The organism is Chondromyces crocatus (assembly GCF_001189295.1).
Lineage (GTDB): Bacteria > Myxococcota_A > Polyangia > Polyangiales > Polyangiaceae > Chondromyces > Chondromyces crocatus.
Window position 1 is genome coordinate 6,512,813 of sequence record NZ_CP012159.1, and the last position, 18,896, is coordinate 6,531,708.

General features: G+C 69.7%; 12 protein-coding genes. 2 read left to right on the top strand and 10 right to left on the bottom strand.

Annotation, left to right across the window (positions count from 1 at the left end; translation table 11 throughout):
• Positions 1 to 140 precede the first annotated feature (140 nt).
• Positions 141 to 1,568 carry a WD40/YVTN/BNR-like repeat-containing protein gene (locus tag CMC5_RS23740; protein ID WP_156338832.1) on the bottom strand — a complete coding sequence of 476 codons (1,428 nt, stop codon included), beginning with the start codon at positions 1,566 to 1,568 and terminating at the stop codon, positions 141 to 143.
• Positions 1,569 to 1,851: 283 nt separating this feature from the next.
• On the opposite strand from CMC5_RS23740, the gene CMC5_RS23745 reads away from it, so the two are divergent.
• A complete protein-coding gene (locus CMC5_RS23745) occupies positions 1,852 to 2,532 on the top strand; it encodes an STAS domain-containing protein (RefSeq protein WP_063796631.1) in 681 nt (226 codons plus the stop codon).
• Positions 2,533 to 2,719: 187 nt separating this feature from the next.
• Here the strand turns inward: CMC5_RS23745 and CMC5_RS23750 are convergent, their stop codons facing one another.
• The 4 genes from CMC5_RS23750 to glgA all read right to left on the bottom strand — a co-directional run bounded on the left by CMC5_RS23750 (position 2,720) and on the right by glgA (position 10,963).
• Entirely contained in the window at positions 2,720 to 5,947 is a 3,228-nt protein-coding gene (locus CMC5_RS23750) for a hypothetical protein (protein WP_050432566.1), read from the bottom strand.
• Positions 5,948 to 5,998: 51 nt separating this feature from the next.
• Positions 5,999 to 7,486 carry a hypothetical protein gene (locus CMC5_RS23755; protein ID WP_050432567.1) on the bottom strand — a complete coding sequence of 496 codons (1,488 nt, stop codon included), beginning with the start codon at positions 7,484 to 7,486 and terminating at the stop codon, positions 5,999 to 6,001.
• Positions 7,483 to 9,447: a hypothetical protein gene (locus tag CMC5_RS23760; RefSeq protein ID WP_050432568.1), complete on the bottom strand. Its 1,965-nt coding sequence runs from the start codon at positions 9,445 to 9,447 to the stop codon at positions 7,483 to 7,485. Before CMC5_RS23760 ends, CMC5_RS23755 begins: the two co-directional genes overlap by 4 nt.
• 73 nt (positions 9,448 to 9,520) lie before the next feature.
• Positions 9,521 to 10,963, bottom strand: coding sequence for a glycogen synthase GlgA (gene glgA, locus CMC5_RS23765; protein ID WP_050432569.1), 1,443 nt, complete (start codon positions 10,961 to 10,963; stop codon positions 9,521 to 9,523).
• A gap of 132 nt (positions 10,964 to 11,095) precedes the next feature.
• Here glgA and CMC5_RS23770 point away from each other — a divergent pair, with 132 nt between their 5' ends.
• Entirely contained in the window at positions 11,096 to 12,151 is a 1,056-nt protein-coding gene (locus tag CMC5_RS23770; protein WP_050432570.1) for an RluA family pseudouridine synthase, read from the top strand.
• 45 nt (positions 12,152 to 12,196) lie between these two features.
• Here CMC5_RS23770 and CMC5_RS23775 read toward each other — a convergent pair whose 3' ends face one another.
• The 5 genes from CMC5_RS23775 to lon all read right to left on the bottom strand — a co-directional run bounded on the left by CMC5_RS23775 (position 12,197) and on the right by lon (position 18,887).
• The gene (locus tag CMC5_RS23775) at positions 12,197 to 12,646 is read right to left on the bottom strand and encodes a hypothetical protein (RefSeq protein ID WP_050432571.1); all 450 of its coding nucleotides are present in this window, start codon (positions 12,644 to 12,646) and stop codon (positions 12,197 to 12,199) included.
• 108 nt (positions 12,647 to 12,754) lie between these two features.
• The gene (locus tag CMC5_RS23780) at positions 12,755 to 13,060 is read right to left on the bottom strand and encodes a ribbon-helix-helix domain-containing protein (RefSeq protein ID WP_050432572.1); all 306 of its coding nucleotides are present in this window, start codon (positions 13,058 to 13,060) and stop codon (positions 12,755 to 12,757) included.
• A gap of 17 nt (positions 13,061 to 13,077) precedes the next feature.
• Positions 13,078 to 14,604, bottom strand: coding sequence for a ParA family protein (locus CMC5_RS23785; RefSeq protein WP_281180720.1), 1,527 nt, complete (start codon positions 14,602 to 14,604; stop codon positions 13,078 to 13,080).
• 169 nt (positions 14,605 to 14,773) lie between these two features.
• Positions 14,774 to 16,336 (bottom strand): bifunctional phosphoribosylaminoimidazolecarboxamide formyltransferase/IMP cyclohydrolase, encoded by a 1,563-nt coding sequence (gene purH / locus CMC5_RS23790; RefSeq protein WP_050432573.1) that lies wholly within the window; start codon positions 16,334 to 16,336, stop codon positions 14,774 to 14,776.
• A gap of 55 nt (positions 16,337 to 16,391) precedes the next feature.
• Positions 16,392 to 18,887, bottom strand: coding sequence for an endopeptidase La (gene lon / locus CMC5_RS23795; protein WP_050432574.1), 2,496 nt, complete (start codon positions 18,885 to 18,887; stop codon positions 16,392 to 16,394).
• Between the last annotated feature and the right edge of the window lie 9 nt (positions 18,888 to 18,896).

Sequence of the window (18,896 nt, forward strand, 5' to 3'; positions counted from 1 at the left end):
GCAAGGGCTGGCCCGGCGATCGAGGGGTCGTGCCGGGCATCGATCGGTGAGGGCGGCGGCAGTTTGGATGAGGGCGCAGTGACGCGGGGGCGCGCGTGTCCGCAGCGCCGGGGGCGCTTTCGGACGGGAGCGCCGGTGTGTCAGTGACGCCGAGCGCGCCTTCGGACGAGGGCAGCGGCGAGACCGAGCGGGATCAAGGTGAGCCACCAGCGGGAGGAGACGGCGGTGGCTGGCGCGGAGCAGCCGCCCGAGCTGTCTTCTCTGGGGCCACCCGAGGAGGAGCCGCCCGCGCCGGTGGTCGTGGAGGAGGAGGTGGTGGTCGTCGGGGATCCGTCGCAGCTCTTGGCGCCGAGGAGGAGCTGGGTGGGGCCCCACTCCTCGGCGCAATTGCGGGTGAGGCCGCTCTGGTCGTCGCACTCGAGGGGGCCGCAGACCTCGTCGAGGTGGAGGACGGGGGTGAAGGAGCGGCCGCCGTTCTCGGAGAGGCCGACGACGAAGCCGTCACGGAACTCGTCGGCGCAGGCGTAGAGGCCGCGTTCGGTCCAGGTGAGGCACTTGACGCCGATCTCGGCGACCTGCTCGAACTGGAAGGTGGAGGTGGGAGCGACCCAGAGGCCGTCTTCAGGGCCGCCGATCGCGACCTGGCTGCCGTCGGGTGACAAGGCGAAGCCGAGCATGTCGCCCTTGCCCTCGAAGAGGGTGGTCCAGCTGTCGCCCGCGGTGTCGGTGTAGATGAGGGCGTCGGAAGGATCGCCCGGGGCGCGGTTGAGGCGGACGTACACGACGTCGGGATCCATGGGGTCGATGGCGCCGATGTACGGGAGGCTGTTGTCGTCGCTGCCCGGGATGTCGACACGCTCCCAGGTGGCGCCGCGGTCGGAGGTGCGCTGGAGGACGCCAAGGTAGTCGGGGGCGCCGTAGCGACCGCTGATGTAGACCCTCTCGGGGTCGGAGGGCGCGGGATCGAGGGTGAGGGCGAGGAATTCGACGGGGAGGTCGATGCCCGCCTGGGTCCAGGTCGCGCCGCTGTCCGTGGTCTCCCAGAGCTGGGTGAGGAACTGGCCAGCGTCCACGCCGTTGCTGGCGACGGCGACGACGCGCGAGGCGTCGAACTTCTCGACGGCGAGGTCGACGACGTAGCGGTTGCGGAGGGAGGGGTTCATGGTCCAGTCGCAGCCGCCGTTGACCGAGCTGCTGAGGCCGATGAAGAGGCCGGCCGTGATGCGGCCGTCGGCGAGAATGCCGAACATGGGATCCTCGAAGCCGCCAAAGCCGACGACCTTCTCGCAGGTCCACCGCCACTCCCCGCCGTGATCGTGGGTGGTGATGATGCCGTAGGTGGCCCGGACGAGCACGTGGTCGGGATCGTTCGGGTCGACGACGAGAAGGCCCGCCGCGGGGTAGCGGCCGTTGGCGTGGACGTCGTCCGCGGCGAGGAGCAAGGTCGCCGCCGAAACGACGGCAGCCGCAAGGCGGTGGGCGCGCCTGGGTGCGTGTGTCGCAGGTGCGAGGCGGGTCACTCGCGGCAGGCGGGAGGAGGGACGGAGCGGGAGGGAGGAGGCGGGCACGGGGCGATGCTATCGCAGGCCGGGGTCGTACGCCCACGGGTCGTCGGGGGAGCACGTCGTCGTCACATCCGCGAGCGCGTTCGTGGACGTCCGAGCGAATGTTCGGTGAGGTCTGCGGATCGTCGGGGAGCGCGGGTCGCGTGGCCGTGGCAGGCTGTTGACGCTCCGCGCCGGCCCGCATAGACGGAGGGATGCCCCACCGGGCTTCGTGGCGGGCAGGGTCCCCTGCTCGGCGGGCGGGCGTGGCCAGGATGAGGCGGTGCAGGCCGCCAGCAGGACGTCGATGAGCGAAGACAACGAGACGGTGACGATCCCCCTGGCACGGCTCCGTCGGCTGGTGGAGGCCCTGTCCTACGCTTCGGTGGAGGCGTTCGAGGAGGCTCGGTCCCTGCTGGAGTCGCCGACGGAAGACGATTTCGGCGAACTCGAAGGCATCATGGCCGTGTTCCTGAAGGAGCTGCAGTCCGCTCAGGATCTGCGGGCCGCGCAGGAGCAGCAGCGGCTGTTGATCGAGCGGCAGCAGCTGGCGATCCGGGATCTGACGACGCCGATCATCGATCTGTGGGACGACATCCTGACCTTGCCGATCGTGGGCGTGGTGGACACGCAGCGGGCCGCGGAGATGACGGAGCGGCTGCTGGCCCGGGTGGAAGAGCGCGGGACGCGGTGCGTGATCATCGATGTGACGGGCGTGAACGTGATCGACACGATGACGGCCGCTCACCTGGTGCGGATGGTGAACGCTTCGCGCCTGATGGGTTCGTACTGCGTGGTGACGGGGATGCGGCCCGAGGTGGCGCAGACGCTGGTGCAGAGCGGGGTGGAGGTGGCCGGGGTGGAGACGCTGCGGTCGCTGAAGGAAGGGCTGCGGGAGTGCTTCCGTTACCTGCGCTCGGACGCGGGAAGCGTGCGGGTGGGCGGAGAGAACCGGCCGCGCGACACCGAGGTGCAGCCGGCGGGATGAGGCTGGCTGCGGTGGGGGGCTGAGGGAACGCCGAGCAGGGGTGGGGTGAGCCGACGACGGGGCGGCGCGGCGCCAGGGGCTGGCGTGGCGAGGGGTCGCGAGAAGCTCGATGTGGGGTTGAGGGGCTGAGGTGAGCCTGCTGCCGGGCCGAGGAGAGCGGCACGGCAGCAAGGAGCATGGCGTCGAGCTACGGCGTCACGCAGGCGCCGCTGTCGTCGCAGACTTCGGGGTCGTCGCAGGTGTCGGGTTGGCCGTCGAGGGAGGCGTCGGGGAGGCAGGTGCCTTCGGCGCCCGGCAGGTCACAGGTATGGCAAGCCTCGTCGCAGGCCGTGCCGCAGCAGACGCCGTCGGCGCAGAAGCCGCTGGCGCAGTCGTCGTCCTCTGAACAGGTGATGACGAGGGCCGTGCAGGCGCCTGCATCGTCGCAGGCCTCATCGTCGCCACACTCGTCTTGCTGCCCATCGAGCGCGCCGTCAGGGGAGCAGGTGCCTTCGCTGCCGGGCACGTCACAAGCCCAGCAGGCGTCGTCGCAGGCCGTGGCGCAGCAGACGCCGTCGACGCAGTGGCCGCTGGCGCAGTCGCCGTTGGCTGAACAGATGGCTCCCAAGGCGGCAGTGCACGTGCCGTTGCTGCACTGTTCGCCGGGGTCGCAGGTTTCTTGCTGGCCGTTGAGCGAGACGTCGGGTGAGCAGGTCCCCTCGCTGCCGGGCACGTCGCAGGCGCGGCAGGCCTCGTTGCAGGCGGTGGCGCAGCAGACCTCATCAACGCAGAAACCGCTGGCACAGTCGCTGTTGACCGAGCATGCAACCCCCACGTCAGCCGTGCACGTGCCGTTGCTGCACAGTTCGTTGGGGTTGCAGGTGTCTTGCTGGTCGTCGAGTGAGGGGTCGGGGGAGCAAGTCCCCACGCTGCCCGGCACATCACAGGCGTGGCAGGCTTCGTTGCACGCGGTGGCGCAACAGACCCCATCGATGCAGACATCGCTCGCGCACTGAGCGGCCGCGTTGCACGTCTGGCCGTCCACGCGCTTGCACGCGCCATCGTCGCAGACCTCGACGTTGCTGCAGGTGTCTTGCTGGCCATTCTCCAGGGGGTCAGGCGCGCAGGTGCCCACGCTGCCCGTCACATCACAGGCGTGGCAGGGCTCGTTGCAGGCAGTGGCGCAACAGACCCCATCGATGCAGAAGCCACTCGCGCAGTCGGAGGGAGAGTTGCACTGGGAGCCGCCCTCGCCGCTGCACGAACCGTTGTGGCACACCTCGCCGGGGTTGCAGTCGTCTTGCTGTCCCTCGGCCGTCGGAGAGCAGGTGCCCACCAGCCCCGGGACGGCGCACGACTCGCAAGCGTCGCCGCAGACCTCGTTGCAGCAGACGCCGTCGGTGCAGTAGCCGCTCAGGCACTGGGCGCCGTTCATGCACAGCAAGCCAGTGGGGAGCCTGCACTCGCCCATGCCGTTGCACTGAGCGCCTCCCGTGCAGGTATCCGTCGTACCCAGCGGGAGCGGCGTGCACTGGCCTTGCGGGTTACCGCAGCTCACGCAGTCCCCGTAGCAGGCCGTGCTGCAGCAACGGTCGTCGACGCAGAAGCCGCTCGCGCAGTCGACATTGGCGGAGCAGGTCTGGCCGGGAGAGCGCTTGCACACGCCTGCCATGCACACCTGGCCGCCATTCTCCGAGCAGGCGGTGCCGTCGGGGACCGGCGGGTGCGACGGCGTGCCGTTGGTGCAGAGGTCCTGAGTGCAGGTGTGCCCGTCGTTGGGGAGATCCAGGTCGAAGGGATCGAGCTGGATGCCGCCGTTGCCCGTGCATACCGGGCGCCGGCAGTCGCCAAGCGTCGTGTCTTCCTGCGGTGTGCCCGCGGGGACGTTCGTGAAGCCGCAGGCGCCAGCGTTGCACGCCGCGAGGATGCAGACGTTGCTCCCTGGCTGGCATTGCGAGGCCATCGTGCAGTCCACACAGGCCCCCATGCCGCTGCAAAACCGGCCGCCGTTCTGGTTGCAGACCGAGTTGAGCGGCACGTAGACCGTGTCGGGCATGTCCCCGTTGCAGATCTGAAGCGTGCACTGGTTGCCGTCGTCCTGGGGCGTGTCGGTGCCGAGCGTCACCGTGACTGGAGTCTCGGAGGTGCCGCTGCACTGGACCTGCTTGCAGTCCCCTGGCTCCTGATCGTCGTCGGGGAGCGGAGTCCCCGCAGCGGTGTACGCCCAGACGCACTGCTGGCTCGGGTTGCACACCCGTTCGCCGCAGAACGTCCCCTGCCCGCACTGGTCGTTCGCGGTGCAGCCCACGCAGGCGCCGGCACCGTTGCAGTAGAGCTGGTTACCGCCGCCGCACGGGGTGTTGAGGGAGGCGTCGACCGAGCGCGGCTGACCGTTGTTGCAGTCCTGGATGGTGCACTCGTTGCCATCGTCGACGAAGTCCGTGTCGTCCGGCATCGACACCTCGGCACCGGCGCCGTCGCACACCCGCACCTGGCAATCACCGACCGTCTGGTTCGGCACCAATGTGCCAGCTCCAGTGAACACCTGGCCACACACGTGGTTCACGCAGGTGCGCGTAGCGCAGGCGCCGTCATCCGGCAGATTCACGCAGTCGCTGGCGCTGTTGCACTGGCCACACGTCCCCGCGCCGTCGCATACGTCGCCGGACGAGCCGCACGAAGTCTGCGCCGGCAAGGGGACCTGCGTCGGGGTTCCCCCGTTGCAGAGGCCCTGCATGCAGTCGTTCGCCGGAGCCGGCGTCTCGGTCTCATCGACGATCCGCTGCACCTGACCGCTGGAGCAAACGGTGACGCCGCAGTCGCCTTGCTCCTCGACATGACCGATGGGCGGCTCGCCATGCCTCGGGGTGTTCACGCACTGCGAGGTGACCGCATCACACGCGTCGTCGGTACAAGGGTTGCCGTCGTCGCACGAGGGCTGGTCGGGTCCGCACGGGACCACGCACTGACCCGCACGGCAGGCGCCCTGCACCGTGCCGACGGCACATGCGTCGCCATCGGGTTTCGGTGTGTTGCGCGGCTCGCCTTCGACGCACGTGTCGAAGGTGCAGTCGTTGCGGTCGTCGAGCACGTCGCTGTCCGTGGGCTGCTCGCTCGGCTGGCCCCCGACGCACATCAGCACCCGGCAATCTCCTGTGAGCTGCTGCGCCTGCGGGCCGTCAGGCACGAGGTCGGCGCTGCACAGGTTGTCCTCGCCGCAGGTGTCGACGGTGCATGGGTTTTTGTCGTCGCAGTGCGCCGCCGAGGTGCAGGAGCGCTGGTCGCCGGTGCTGGCCGTGCCGCTGGTGGGGAGGCCGCAGCCTCCGAAGCCGAACAGGAGGGCGAGCAGCGCGGAGAGCGAGGCCGCCGCGACGACCCCAGGGCCTCGTCGGTTCAGGCGGGAGCGAGGACCAGGGAGAGAAGTTCGGACGGACATGGGGCAGTTTCCTGCTGGCGAGGATAAGCCAGTTCCGCCCGATTGTGGTCGTCAGCGGCGCTCGATGAGGCAGACGCTCTTGTCCGCGAGAGAAAGCGTCGCGATGCGGTCTGGCGTGACGGCGATGCGGGCGTCGGTCGCGGTAGGGCCGATGGAAAGGCGGGCCGTGATGGTGGGAGGGTCGCCATCGAGGATCAGGAGGGTGCCGGGATCGACGGCAGCGCGCCCCGCGAGGGCGATGAGCGCGGTGCGGCCGTCCGGGGTCTGCGCGGTCGCAACGGGCGCGGTGTCGAGGGGGAGGCGCGCGAGGAGGGCCCCGTCAGGCTCGCCGAGGACGAGGGCTACCCCCGCGGTGTCGACGAGGATGAGGTAGCGGTCGAGGAGGCGCGCGACGCCAGCGAGGCGGCCTTCGGGGGCGGCCGCGAGGAGGGTGAGGTCCAGGGCATCGGGGGAGATGTGGACCAGCTGAGATCCCTGGCGATCGAGGAGGGTGCGCCCTCGCCACGGAACCGAGGTGTGCGGGTCGGCGGGGACCACGTCGAGCGAGGGGGCGGTCGGCAGGAGCCGCGGCGTGGGGTCGAGGTGGAGCGCGAAGGCTCTACGCGACGTGCCGAGGGGCTCCACACGTGGGTCGAACAGCTCGAGCGTGCCGGGGCGCGAGGGGTCGAGCGCGGGCAGGATCATCAAGACCAGCTCGGGGTTGCCAGGCACGAGGCCGAGCTGCTGGGGAGGGCGCGGGAGGGAGAGCGTGCCGGCCATGCGCCAGTCGGCGGTGTCGGTCGAGGTGCCAGGGCCGATGAAGCGGGTGACGCGGCGGCCCGTGGCGCTCGCGGTCAGGAGGACACGGCCCTGTCCCAGCAAGAGAGCGTCGCTTGCGGGACCGCCGGCGTCGAGGAGGGTGAGATCCCAGGTGCGCAGGTCGATGAGAGGGAGCGGGCCCTGGGCGTCGAGGGCGACGAGGTGATGCGGTCCGAGGCGGTGGAGGCGGGCGGGTCGGCCAGGAAGAGGGAGGCGGCGGCGCGTATCGGGGGCGTCGGGCTGGATGGCATGGAGGGCGCCATCGGTGTCGAGCACGAGGAGGGTCGCACCGTCCTCGGTGAGGGCGATGTCGCGGGGGACGACGCCGAGGGGGATGGTGCGAGGTGGATGCCAGGTGGCGGGGCGCGCTGCGTCGGGTGGGACGGGGGTCGAGGCCACGGAGGGACGCGCGGCAGGGGGGAGGTGCGGGGCGCTGGGGGCGGCGTTCGAAGGGAAGGAGTGGACGCGATCGGGCACGGACGAGGTGGAGGTCGATGGCGCGGGAGCGGGAGCGAGAGCGGCGCGATCGGTGTCCGCCGGGAAGGTGAGGAGGCCAGCGAGGTGGGCGCCGCCGAAGCCGAGGGCGGCGCCCGTGGCGAGGAGGGCGCAGGCGATCCCGAAGAGCTGGCTCTGTCCGAGGGGAAAGCCCGGGCGCGGACCGATCCACTGGCGGCAGGCGGGGCACTTGGAGGCGCCGAGCTGGATCGAGGAGCCGCAGCGGGGGCACGTCGGCTTCGTCATCGCAGCACCACGATGCGGCGGGTGCTCGGCGCGAAGGCAGTGGCGAGGTGGCCGCCGAGGCCGTAGCGAAGGCGCTGGAGGGGTTCGCCTCGCACCAGGGGGGTCAGCGTCCGGGTGGAAAGGTCGAGGGCGGTGACGCCCGGCGACGGGGCGTCGAGGAGAACGAGGGCCTGGGTGCGATCGGGGGCGAGCGCGAGCTGGAGGATCGGGGCGCCGAGGTCGAGCTGCGCGACAGGGGTCAAGGTGGTGGCGTCGAGGAGCGTGAGGCCGGTGGAGCGGCAGGCGACGAGGAGGAGGTCACGCCCAAGGGCGAGGTCGATGGCGTCGTCGCAGGTTCGGGCGTGAGGGCCGACGGGGCCGAGGGAGGCGCGAGAGCCGAGGTCGAAGCGGACGAGCTCGCGGCGGGCCAGGAGGAGGGCGACCCCGAAGGCGCCGTTGGGCGCAAGGGCGATGGCGGAAGGCCGCTCGGCGAGCTGGATGCGGTGCGTGGGGCGCGCGTCGGGCTCTCGCTCGGTGGTGGCGTGGAAGGCGACGAGGGCGGCCGGGTGAGGCTCGGGTCGCGAGGCGGGAGGGGCTGGCCGAGGGCGCGAGGTGGCAGAGGGAGACGAAGGAGGCGCGGGCGAAGCCAGGATCAGGGGGCCCTCGGCGGCGAGCGCGTGTTCGCCGGTGGCGTCGAGTGTGAGCAGGGTCATGGGGGCCTCCAGCGCAGGGCGGTAGACGCTGTCCAGGCGGTCGTGCGCGAGGCGGAGGAGGGTGCGGCCCGAGGGGTCCGGGAGGAAGGCAAGGCCGCGGGCAGAGGCGATGGCGATGGGCGGGAGCGCGCTCCAGGTGAGCTCGTGGACGGCGAGGGGCCGCGCGGTGGGGACGTGCACGGTCGCGAGGCGCAGGCGCGGCGTCGCCGGGGAGGCCAGAGGGGTGAGAAGGCGCGGTGCGACGCGCTTGCCGGAGGGCGCTGGATCGGCGTCGGAGGGACGCTCGGGGAGCACGACGAGCATGAGCTCGGAGCCATGGACGGGGAAGAGCGCCTGGGCGCGACTCAGCTCTGGCAGGGTGACGCGGTGAGCGCCTCGCAAGTCGACGATCTGCAGCGCGGCACTGGAAGCGACGGCGAGGCGATCGGGGGCGATGGCGAGGACGTCGGTCGCGTTCGGTGGGGCCGTGAGCGTGGCTGCGACCTCCAGGGTGGTGAGGTGAGCTGGTGAAGGCCGCGATGGTGTGGGCGGCACGTCAGGGGGGGGCGCGGAGGAAGGGGCCGAGGCGCTCGGGGCAGCGGCCGGCAGAGGCGTCTGAAGCGCGCGGTCACGCTGCAAGAAGGGGGCGAGGACGAGGGACAGCACGGTGACGACGCCGAGGGCCGCGGCCCCAGAGAACACCTGCTCGCGGCGCGTCGGCCCAGGCGAGAGGCGGGTGGGCTCGCCGCACGCGGGGCAGGTCGACGCGGCAGGGGTCAGGGACTCTTTGCAGTAGGCGCACGGGGCGGCGGGAGCGCCACGTCGACGCACGGTGGTGGCGCCGGCCGAGGCACCAGGGAAGACGACGGCGGCGACCGTCCACTCGGCGCGGATGCGTCGCGCGGCGAGCGCGATGGCGGCGGAGGTGGAGAGCTTGCCAGCCTTGATCGCCTTGACGAGGAAGTCGCCCCCGACGGGGCCCATCACGCCATCCTCGTCAGAGACGAACCAGCGCAGGAGTTCCCGGACGTGGGCCGGCAAGCCCGCGACCTCACCCGGCGGGAGCGGGGCCGGACTGCCTTCGGGGGGCTCCGGGAGATGCGGCGCGGGAAGCAGATCAGCGACCGGATCCCACGCGGCGCCAGGGAGCCAGGGGTGCCCCTCGGACACCCGGAAGCGGGCGCTGACCCCGATGGTCCCTTCGGAGATCGCGCTGCGGACTTTCTCGATCGAAAGAGGTCCGTAGCCACGTCCCTCGTCGAGGACGTATAGCTCTACGCTGGTCGGCACCGTTCGAAAGGCCGGCGCCCGTCGAGGAAGCCAGCCTGGATGACTCTACCCGAAGTCGCTGGCGGCCGGGCGCCTACGCTTGGAGCACCGAGCGATAGACCTGCGCATACCGCCGGGCGGGGCGATCCCAGCCGAGGTCGAGTCGCATGACGCGGCGCCGCACGGCACCCCAGCGGGGGTGGGTCAGCGCGGCGATGGCACGCTGCGTGGCGCCGATGAGCCCTTGTGCGGTGGGCTCGTCGTAGAGGAAGCCCGTCCCCGTCTCCAGCGCCGGATCGAGGTCGATGACCGTGTCCACGAGACCGCCTGTGCGGTGGGCCACGGGAACGGTGCCGTAGCGCTGGGCGTAAAGCTGCACGAGTCCGCAGGGCTCGTAGCGGGAGGGCAGGAGCGCGAGGTCGGCACCGGCAAGGAGACGGTGCACGACGGGCTCCTTCACGCCACCGAGGTACGCGGCACGACCCGGGGCTCTGGCCGCCGCGGCCTCGAGCTGCGCCATGAGGGCGGGATCGCCTTCCCCTGCGATGATGACGCTCGCGTCCCCGCGCAGGATCTTGGGCAGCGCCGCCGCGAGGAGGTCACTCCCCTTCTGCTCGACGACACGGCTGATCGCGACGAGGAGGGGGCGCTCGGGCCGGATCTCGAGGCCGATCTCCTGGAGGATGGCGCTCTTGCAGCGGCCCTTGTTGGCGATGTCCTCGGCGTCGTACCGCGCCACGAGGGAGGGATCGGTCATCGGGTTCCACACGGCGTAGTCGATGCCGTTCACGATGCCCGAGAGCTTCTTGGCCTGGGAGCGAATGACGCCGTCGAGACGGAAGCCGAGCTTCGTCGTCTGGATCTCGCGGGCGTAGGTGTCGGAGACGGTGGTGAGGGCATCAGCCGCGAGGATGCCGCCCTTGAGGAAGTTGAGCTGGCTGTAGAACTCGAGCCGCTCGGGGTGGAAGTGATCGTCGCCGAGGCCGAAGGTGGCCAGCGCCTCGCGCGGGAAGAGGCCCTGGGAGGCGATGTTGTGCAGGGTGAGAACCGACCGGGTCGGCATGACCGAGCGCTGTTCGCGCAGGAGGTAGCCCGCCATCGCCGTGGGCCAGTCATGCGTGTGGAGGACGTCGAACGGGGTGCCCGTGCGGGCGCGCTGGCGGGCGACCTCCACGACGGCGCGGGAGAAGAGGCCGAAGCGGCGGGCGTTGTCGGGGTACTCTCGGCCGTCTTCGCCGTAGATGCCTTTGCGGTCGAAAAGGCCGGGGATGTCGAGCAGGAGAAGCTCCACCCCGGAACTCAGCCGGCCGTCGTACACGGTGACCTCGGCACGCTCCCCGGGGCCGTCGAGCACCATGGGGGTGAGGCGGCGAGCGAGCATGAGGCCGCTCGACTCGAGCGCCTGGTAGCGCGGGAGCGCGATGGTCACGCGGTGGCCGAGCAGTCGGAGAGCCTTGGACAGCGAGGCGACCACGTCCGCGAGGCCGCCCACCTTGATCATGGGCGCGAGCTCGGAAGCAGCGAAGAGGATCTCCATGCGGCGGCGGGTGTACCACGGAGCCTCGGAGCCGTGGCCCCCCTTTTGAGGGGACCGGAGCGCGCCCCGCTCGGAGCGCGGCGGTGTCCCGGAGACGAACCCCGGGACACCCTGTACAAGACACGGACAGGCATGACCCGGATCAGCGCGCGGCAGCTCGAGGCAATGGAAGGGCCCTTCGGCCGAGGGGTACAGGTGGTGCGGCCGGCGGAGGTGCCCGAGGGGTCGGTGGTGACGGTCCTCCGGGTGCCGCCCGAGGCCGCAGGGATGCGCCTCGACCGCTTCGTGCAGACGCAGCTCCGGAGGACGAGCCGGACGAGGGCCGCGACGATCGTGGCGCGGGGTGCCTACTCGCCGGACGCGCGCCGGTTGCGCGGTGGCGATCGGGTCCGCGCGGAGCAGTGCGTGCTCTTGTGGCGGGAGCCGTGGGACGAGCAGGCGCCATCCGTGGAGATCCCGGTGGTCTTCGAGGACGAGGATCTGGTGGCGATCAACAAGCCGCCGTTCATCCCGGTGCACCCCACGGCGCGCTACCACAAGAGCACCGTGGTCAAGATGCTGGAGGCGGCGCGGCAGGGTGAGCACCTGTACCTCGGTCACCGGCTCGACCGGGAGACGAGCGGCGTGCTCCTCTTGTCGCGCAACGCGGAAGCCGATCGGCGCGTGAAGTCGCAGTTCGAGGCGCGCACCGGGGTGGTGAAGCGCTACCTCGCCATCGCCTGGGGCTGGGCGACGGAGGAGCACTTCCGGGTGGAAGTGCCGCTGGAGCTCGATCCCACACACTCGACCAAGGTGAAGATGCGTGTCGCGCGGCCTGGCGCCGGGCTACCGTCTGCCACGGCCTGCGAGCTGGTCGAGCGCCGCGTGCAGCCCGCGTCAGGGCGCCACTACAGCCTCATCCGATGCACGCTGGAGACGGGAAGGCAGCACCAGATCCGGATGCATCTGAGCACGGTCGGGCTACCGCTGGTCGGCGACAAGCTCTATGGCCCCGACGACACGTTGTTCACGCGCGGGGCCGACGGGTTGTTGACGGACGAAGACCGGCAGACGCTGGAGCTCGAACGGCACGCGCTCCACGCGGAGCTGCTCGAGATGGAGCACCCCATCCGGGGAGGCCGTGTTCGCTTCGAAGCACCGCTCGCCGGGGATCTGCAAGCATTCTGGGACCAGCTCGCGCCCGCCTGAGACGCCACGAGAGACGCTCACGGTCTCCCTGCCGAAGGCCAGCCCTCAGTGGCTCGGTGCTCCACCATGATGAGAGTCGCGGTTGCGCGCCTCCTGGTCGCTCTCCCGGAGCCGCTGCGTCTCGCGCGGGTCGCGCTTGAAATAATGCCGGTTACCTCGGATGCCTGCCGTACCGAAGGCCCCCAGCGCGAGCGCGACGAGCACCGTGATACAGACGACCGCCGCAGTGTCCCAGGCTTCCTTGGACGACGAGGAAGGCGTGGATTGGGGCACCTCCCGCTTGGGCGTGAGCAACGGGTCCTGGATCGCCAAGTTCGCGTGGCCGGGGGTGCTTCTGGACGCGACGATGACGGAGGCCCGTGCGGCTTCCTCCGGGCCTGCAGGATGCGCGTCAGGCAGCAGAGTGAAGGTCCCCAGCGCGAATGCCAGCGCCAGGAGCGCCACGGCGTGCCCTCGCGCAGCACGCTGGGCGCGCCCGGTGGGAGGTCCGGTCACGCTTCGTCCCCAGCAGGAGTCCGACCTTCTGCTCTCCCCTCCCCTTCTGAGACACCTGGAGCCCATTCCAGGAGGGGAATTGCAAGGGACGTACCCCCTCCCGGAAGGTCAGAGTCCGCGCGGAACTTTGTCGAGATCGACCTGAGAGAGTGCGTGCCGGATGAGGGCACTCCGGTTGGCCTTGGTGATGCCGCGGGCTTTCAGCGCGTTCACCATCTCGTCCAGCCGCTCTAGGTCCTCGGTGTACAGCGAGATGCAGATCACCTTGTAGTGCTGCGGTCGTTCGGCAGGGAGCGCCTTGGCCCGGGGGCGTGCTTCTGCCGGCGTGTAAAAGGCGCCCGAGAGCACCCCCTCCACTTCGTCGGGATCGAGCAGGGTCCTCGCGGTACCGCCGCGCTCATCAACGCCTTTCATCTCTGCCTCCCGCTCGCTCACGCGCCCGCCGCTGCGGCGCCGGCCCGGCTGCCCGAAGTCGTTCGCGGGGCGCTCGACGCCTTCGCGTTCCCTGCCTCCGAGCCGGCTTGACCCCGCTCGCGGCTCTCGATGATCCGCTCCACCACGGTGAGGTAGTCGTCCGCGGCGGGCGTCCCCGAGGCGTACTCGAAGATGGTCTGGCCCTGTGCCGGCGCCTCTTTGACCTTGATGGCCTGGCGGATCGGAGGAAGGCAGCGGTCACCGAAGTGCTGCTGCAAGGTGCTCACCGCCTCGCGTGCGATCTTGGCGCGCCCATCGAAGAACGTGGGTAGGACGCCCCAGATCTGGACGGGGTGGTGGAGAAGCGCGTTGACGTTCTTCACGGTCTTGATGACCTGCCGCACGCCGACGAGGGAGAGGTAGTCGCAGGCCACCGGGACGAGCACGCTGTCGGCGAACACGAGAGCGTTCTGGTTCATCAGCGACAGGCTCGGAGAGCAGTCGAGGACCACGTAGTCGTAGCCCGCCGCCGCAGCACCGAGCCTGTCGGAGAGCACGCGGTCGCGGTTCTGCCGCCCGGCGAGGTAGAGCTCGCCAGCGGCGAGGGTCTCGTTCGAGGGGAGCAGGTCGAGGTTGGGGCGCACCGTCTTGGTGGCGTCAGCCACGCGCAGACCCATCACGAGCACGTGATAGAGCGACCGCTCTGCGCTGGCGCCGAGGGACACCGACACGTTGCCTTGGGCGTCGGTGTCGACGAGGAGCACCTTCTTGCCCTTGCTCGCGAGGCCAGCGGCGACGCTCACGGCCGTGGTGGTCTTGCCCGTGCCCCCCTTGTGGTTGAACACGGCCAGATACCGGGGCACGGCCTGGGGAACCGGGGCAGCAGCCGTCCCGGCAGGCTGCGTTCCTGCACCGCGGCGTGCATTCGGTGACGGGACGACGGGCACGGCGACCGCCCCGCCCTGGCGGGCCGGGACCTCCGACGCCTTGCTTCGAGGCGCGGGGGTCGCAGAGGCCGAAGATTGAGGACCCGGGAGGGCCGAGGCGCGCCGCACATCCGCGGAGCCGCCACCAGCAGCGGCCGGGCGAGTGGCTGGGGCGACGCTGGAGGGGGCGCGCGCAGAAGTCTGGCCGAGGCTGGAGCCGCTCGACAGGGGGAGCGGCTCGGCTCCTTCCTGGAGTCCTTCAGCGGCCTCGGCTCCTTCCCGCATCGTCGCCGGGGGCGGCTCGGAGACGGACGCGGCGATGTCTCCGAGACGCACCCCATTGGCCTCGCGCACGACCTGGGTCCTGCACTCGAGGGAGCAGGCATAGTGCCGTTTGCCGGACACGTAGAGGACCTGAGATACCAGGGAGGGCGAGAAGCGCTTGGCGCACGCATCGCACGTGGCCATCGCCTCGCCGTCACCACCGAGCTGGCTCTTCTCGAGGCACTTCTGCGAGCAGAAGAAGGAGAAGCCCCCGTCCTTCTCCTCCATCTGGTAGCGGAACTGGACCTCGAAACCGGTCCCACAGATGCTGCATGTCTCGCTGATTCCAGCCACAGCCTCGCTCCTTGGCGACATCCCCGGAACGCCGGGGCTCGAAACACAGTCGGGTCACGGAGAGGCGCTCGGAGCACCCACCGTGTCGCCGACCATCAACATATAGAAGAACTCGTGGCCAAATTTTCGGCTTCGATATTTATCTGGCCAGCGCGTGAAGTGGAATACTTCAGTGTCGGAAGTGGCGAACGCCGGTGAACACCATGGCCACCCCGGCGCGGTCGGCGGCGGCGATGACCTCGGCATCCCTCACGCTGCCCCCAGGCTGAACGATCGCGGTGATGCCGTGCTCCGCGGCCAGCTCGACGCCATCGGGGAACGGGAAAAAGGCGTCTGACGCGAGAGCGCTCCCGCGCGCCTTCTCTCCTGCTTTGCGGCACGCGATCCGCACGCTCTCCACCCGAGACATCTGCCCTGCACCCACGCCGACCGTCGCCGTCGTCGAGGCGAGCACGATCGCGTTCGACTTGACGTGCTTGCAGACCTTCCAGGCGAGGTCGAGGCCCTCCAGCTCCTCCTCGGTGGGGGCCCGCTGCGTGACCACCCGGCCTGCCCTGACTTCCCCAGCGCCGGTGGCATCACGCTCCTGCACCACGATGCCGCCTCCGACCCGCTTCCAGGTCAGCTCCCGGTGCGCCGCCTCCAGCCACGCGCCCGTCGCGAGGACCCGCAGGTTCTTCTTGCCCCGCAAGAGTTCCAGGGCCTCCTCGGCGTAGCTCGGGGCCACCACGCACTCCAGAAAGGTCTCCACCAGCGCCTCGGCCGTCGCGCGGTCGACCTCGCGGTTGAGCGCCACGATGCCACCGAAGGCGCTGAGCGCGTCCGCCTCACGCGCAGCGCGGTAAGCGGTCACCAGATCGGCCGCCACAGCGACCCCGCAAGGATTGGTGTGCTTCACGACCACGGCAGCGGGCGCCTCGAAATCACGCACCGCCTCCAGCGCGGCGTCGACGTCGACCAGGTTGTTGAACGACAGCTCCTTGCCGCCCGCCCCCAGCGACTCGCTGCGCGCTAGCGTCCCTTCGACGGCCCGTCGCTCTCGGTAGAAGGCTCCACTCTGATGGGGATTCTCGCCGTACCGCAGCGGGTACGCGCGCTCGAACGCGAGGGTCAGGTAGCGCGGATGTGCATCGCGTGCCGTACCCTCCTGCACCTCGGGCAACGCGGAGAGATACCCCGAGACGGCTCCATCGTAGGCCGCCGTGTGCGCGAAGGCCTTGGCCGCCAGCCGACGCCGGGTCGACGCCGACACCTCTCCGCTCTGCTCGAGTTCGTCGAGCACCACCTCGTAGTCGCGTGGATCGACCACCACCGCCACGCGGTCGTGGTTCTTCGCGGCGCTCCGCACCATCGAAGGACCACCGATGTCGATGTTCTCGATGATCTCCTCATGCGCGGCGCCAGGCTCCGCAACCTTGGCCTCGAAGGGGTAGAGGTTGCAGACCACGAGATCGATCGTCTTCCCCCCGATCCGCTGCAGGTCTGCCTCGTCCACGGCGCCCCGCATGAGGATCCCACCGTGGACGCGAGGGTGGAGGGTCTTCACACGACCGTCCATCACCTCGGGAGAGCCGGTGTAGTCCTCCACGGGCACCACCGGAATCCCGGCAGCCACGAGCGCTCGCTGTGTCCCCCCCGTCGAGAGGATTTCGATGCCCCGGGCCACCAGCCGGCTGGCCAGTGCGGCCAGCCCCGTCTTGTCCGACACGGAAATCAGCGCACGTTGAATCATCTCGGGGAGGGCCGTAGCCCCTCCCGATGCTGGGCGCCAGTGACGATCCGGTGAACTAGACGGCGGGAGGCGGAGCAGCCGGGGTCGGCTCGCCGACGGGCGCAGGCAAGGGCTTCGCAGCACCGTCCGGGGTCCAGGGCTCTCCGTCCCGGTACTCGACGACGCTCGTGGCGGGACCGAAGATCGCGATCGGATCGGGCAGCACCAGCGCCTCCCGCAGCACGTCGTCCACGTGCTCCACGAGCACGAGGCGCAGGGACTTCAGCACCCGCCGCGGCACGTCCCGGAGATCCTTCCGGTTCTCCTTGGGCATGATCACCGTGGTGATGCCCCCGCGGTGCGCGGCGAGCAGCTTCTCCTTGAGCCCACCGATGGGGAGCACCCTCCCCCGCAGCGTGATCTCGCCCGTCATCGCCAGATCGCGGCGCGCGGGGACCTTCATCATCGCGCTCACCAGCGCCGTCACCATGGTGACACCTGCGCTCGGCCCATCCTTCCGGACGAAATCCGGGAAGTGAATGTGCACATCGACCTTCTGGTAGATGTCCGCCTCGAGGCCCAGGCGATCGAGGCGCGAGCGCACGTAGCTCATCGCTGCGTGCCCGCTCTCCTCCATCCCCTTCTCCAGGAGCCCGGTGATCACCAGCTTCCCCTTGCCAGGGACGACCGTCGCCTCGGCCGGCAGCAGATCACCACCGACGCTGGTCACTGCGAGGCCATTCACCAGGCCCACCTCGTCGCGCTCCTCACGGCGCCCGAGCCGGTACTTCGGGACGCCGAGGTACGTGGGCACGTTCTTGGCGAGGATCTGCATGGGCTTGTCCTTGCCCTCCGCGACCACCTTCCGCGCCACCTTGCGGCACACGCTTGCAATCTCGCGCTCCAGGGAGCGAACCCCGCTCTCCTTCGTGTAGTGGTGCGTGATCGTCCGGATGGCGCCGTCCGTGAAGTCGAGCTGAACGTCCTCCAGGCCGCACTCCTTGCGCTGCCTCGGCACGAGGTACTTCACGGCGATGTTGAGCTTCTCGAACTCCGTGTACCCGGAGAGCTGGATGATCTCCATCCGGTCCTGCAGCGGAACCGGGATCCCCGACAGCGTGTTGGCCGTCGTGATGAACATCACGTCCGAGAGATCGTAGTCGAGATCCAGGTAGTGATCGTTGAACGTCGAGTTCTGCTCCGGATCGAGCACCTCGAGCAGCGCCGCCGCCGGATCGCCCCGGAAGTCGGTCGACATCTTGTCGACCTCGTCGAGGAGGAACACCGGATTGTTCGTCCCCACCTTGCGCAACGACTGGATCAGCTTCCCGGGGAGCGCACCGATGTACGTGCGCCGATGCCCTCGGATCTCGGCCTCGTCACGCACACCGCCAAGAGAGAGGCGCACGAACTTGCGCCCCGTAGCGCGGGCGATGGACTTCGCCAGGCTGGTCTTTCCCACACCAGGAGGCCCAACGAAGCAGAGCACCGGCCCCTTGAGCTTCTTGGTGAGGGCCTGGACCGCCAGGTACTCGAGGATGCGCTCCTTGATCTTCTTCAGACCGTAGTGATCCTCGTCGAGGATCTTCTCGGCCTCGGCCAGGTCGTACCGCTCCTCGCTCTTCTCGTACCAGGGCAGCTCGAGAATCCAGTCGATGTAGTTGCGCACCACGGTCGCCTCGGCGCTCGTGGGGTGCATCATCTTCAGCTTCTTGAGCTCCTTCTTGACCTTCGCGGTGGCCTCTTTGCTCATCCGCTTGGTCTTGAGGCCCTCCTCGATCTCCTGGATCTCGTTCTTGAACTCGTCGCGCTCGCCACCACCCAGCTCCTTCTGGATGGCCTGCATCTGCTCGTTGAGGTAGTACTCCTTCTGCGTCTTCTCCATCTGCTTCTTGACGCGGCTCCGGATCTTCTTCTCCACCTGGAGAATCTCGATCTCGGCCTGCATCAGCTCGATGAGACGCTCGAGACGCTGACGAGGGTCCTCCATCTCGAGCAAGCTCTGGCGGTCGGCCAGCTTGATCGCAGGGAGGTTGGCGATGATGGTGTCCGCGAGCCGCGACGCCTCGTCGATGCTCTGCACCGTCATGAGAACTTCGGGCTGAATCTTCTTGTTGAGCTTGACGTACATCTCGAAGGTCGACTGCGCCGAGCGCATGAGCGCCTCGACCTCGACCCCGGACGCGGCCGTCTCCGGCACCTCGTCGTACTCGACCAGGAAATAGGCGTCGGTCTGGAGATACCGACGAACACGCGCCCGCCGCTTCCCTTCGACGATGACCTTCACCGTGCCGTCTGGCAGGCGCAACAGCTGCATGATCGCGCCCACGGACCCGATGGTGAAGATGTCCTCGGGCGTGGGATCGTTCGTCTTGGCGTTGCGCTGCGCGGCGAGGAAGATCTCCTTGCCGCGCCCCATGGCCTCGTCGAGTGCGGCGATGCTCCGCTCGCGACCCACGAAGAGCTGCGAGACCATGTGAGGGAAGACGATGATGTCGCGCAGGGGAAGCAACGGCACCACCCCACGCTCGGGGGTGCCTTTGCTCCGCTCACTCTCGTTCTTGAAGAACATCCGCCGGCT